We start from the raw sequence: 1,985 nt of genomic DNA, 5'->3' as shown, positions 1-1,985 counted from the left end.
CTGGAGTTGCGAGTATGTCTTCATCGGTGGACTCAGGCGACGCGTAGAGGTCGCCCACATGAAGCTCGCCGCGAGTCGTGCCTTCTGGCTTGTAGCCTATCCGACCCAAAGCCATGAGATGCTGTTCGACGCCCACGCACGAGCATTCGTCGCGTTAGGCGGCGTTCCCCGGCGCGGGATATATGACAACATGAAGACCGCCGTCGATAAGGTTGGCCCGGGTAAGGAACGAGCTATCAATGCGCGATTCCATGCGATGTGCGGCCACTACCTGTTCGAGCCTGAGTTCTGCAACCGGGCCGCTGGCTGGGAGAAAGGCATCGTTGAAAAGAATGTCCAGGACCGGCGCCGACAGATTTGGCACGATGCAATCGGTATCCGGTGGGAATCGCTTGAGGTCCTGAACATATGGCTGGCCGAGCGATGCCAGCAGGCCTGGAAACAATTGAGACATCCGCAATGGCCTGAGCTCAGTTTGGAAGACGCCCTCGCGGATGAGCGTCCACGGCTGATGCAGGTTCCGAAGCCGTTCGACGGCTACATCGAGAAGCCTGTGCGTGTCTCGCCAACGAGTCTGGTGCACCTCGACCGGAACCGCTATAGCGTGCCAACGGAGTACGCGCATCACATCGTAAGCCTGCGCTGCTATCCGACCTACATCAGCCTGGTGGCCGACGGCATCGAGATTGCCCGCCATCCCCGCAGCTTCGACCGGTATCAGACCTTTTACGACTGGCGGCACTACATCGATTTGGTGGAGCGTAAGCCCGGGGCTTTGAGAAACGGTGCGCCGTTCCTGACGATGCCAGAACCGATGCTTCGCCTACAGAGACATCTGCTGAAACAGACTGGCGGCGACCGGGTAATGGTCCAGGTCCTCGCGGCCACTCCCGTTCACGGTCTGGAGGCCGTGCTGGTTGCCGTCGAGCTCGCACTGGAGTCCGGACGTCCGAGCGGAGACCATGTCCTGAACATCCTTGCGCGACTGAAGAGCCAATCGGCTCATTGCGGTGAGGTGGTGAGAACAGCAATCACGCTCAAGGTCGAACCGCTTGCGGATGTCTACCGGTATGAGCAGCTTCGCGTCACGCGTAATGAGGAGGATGGTCATGTCGAATGAAACAGCTGCACTTCTCAAGTCGTTGAAGCTCCACGGAATGGCGCAGGCGTGGCCCGAGCTGGTAGCCCAGGCAAGACACAGCGACTTTGAACCGGAGAAATTCATGCAGATGCTGCTGAAGGCGGAAACGGCTGAGCGGCAGGTCCGGTCAATCAACTACCAGATGGCTGCAGCACGTTTCCCTGCACACCGCGACCTTGCCGGCTTTGACTTCGAGCAGGCGAGCGTCGACGAAACTCTTGTGCGAGAACTCCACACGGTCCGATTCTGCGAGTCCGCGCAGAACGTGGTGTTCATCGGTGGACCCGGCACAGGGAAAACGCACCTTGCGACATCCATTGGTATCGAGGCAATACAGAACCATGGGAAACGAGTTCGGTTCTTTACCACCGTTGAGCTCGTGAACCAGCTTGAGGCGGAGAAGGTCGCCGGCAAACCCGGACAACTGGCCAATCGCCTCATGTATGTCGACGCCATTGTTCTGGACGAACTGGGCTACCTCCCGTTCACCCAAACGGGTGGCGCACTGTTGTTTCATCTGCTCTCGAAGCTTTACGAGCGAACAAGCGTTCTTGTTACGACCAATCTGAGCTTCACGGAATGGTCAAACGTCTTTGGCGACGCGAAGATGACAACTGCGCTGCTTGACCGCCTTACGCACCACTGCCATATAGTCGAAACAGGCAACGATTCCTGGCGCTTCAAAAACAGCACGGCGGGGCAGCCCGCTTCGCGGGCTGCAACCCGAAAAAGCTCACCAAAGAAACCGAAAGAGGAGGAAATTGACGCACCAGAGTGATGTTTATGAGCATCAAGGGTGGGTCAATTCTAGATGCAAAAAGTGGGTCAGTTTCCGGCGCAAATC

General features: G+C 57.8%; 2 protein-coding genes. Both read left to right on the top strand.

What is annotated here, in order from left to right; genetic code table 11:
• The coding region (gene istA / locus BCA01S_RS36355) for an IS21 family transposase (RefSeq protein WP_042320543.1) at window positions 1-1,120 on the top strand (1,120 nt) is incomplete at its 5' end.
• A complete protein-coding gene (gene istB / locus BCA01S_RS34180) occupies window positions 1,104-1,919 on the top strand; it encodes an IS21-like element helper ATPase IstB (RefSeq protein ID WP_374726589.1) in 816 nt (271 codons plus the stop codon). The genes istA and istB, both read left to right, overlap by 17 nt.
• The last annotated feature ends 66 nt before the right edge of the window (window positions 1,920-1,985 follow it).

This window comes from Paraburkholderia caledonica NBRC 102488 (assembly GCF_000685095.1).
GTDB classification, from domain to species: Bacteria; Pseudomonadota; Gammaproteobacteria; order Burkholderiales; family Burkholderiaceae; genus Paraburkholderia; species Paraburkholderia caledonica.
This window is presented reverse-complemented; position numbering and strand designations above follow the sequence as displayed.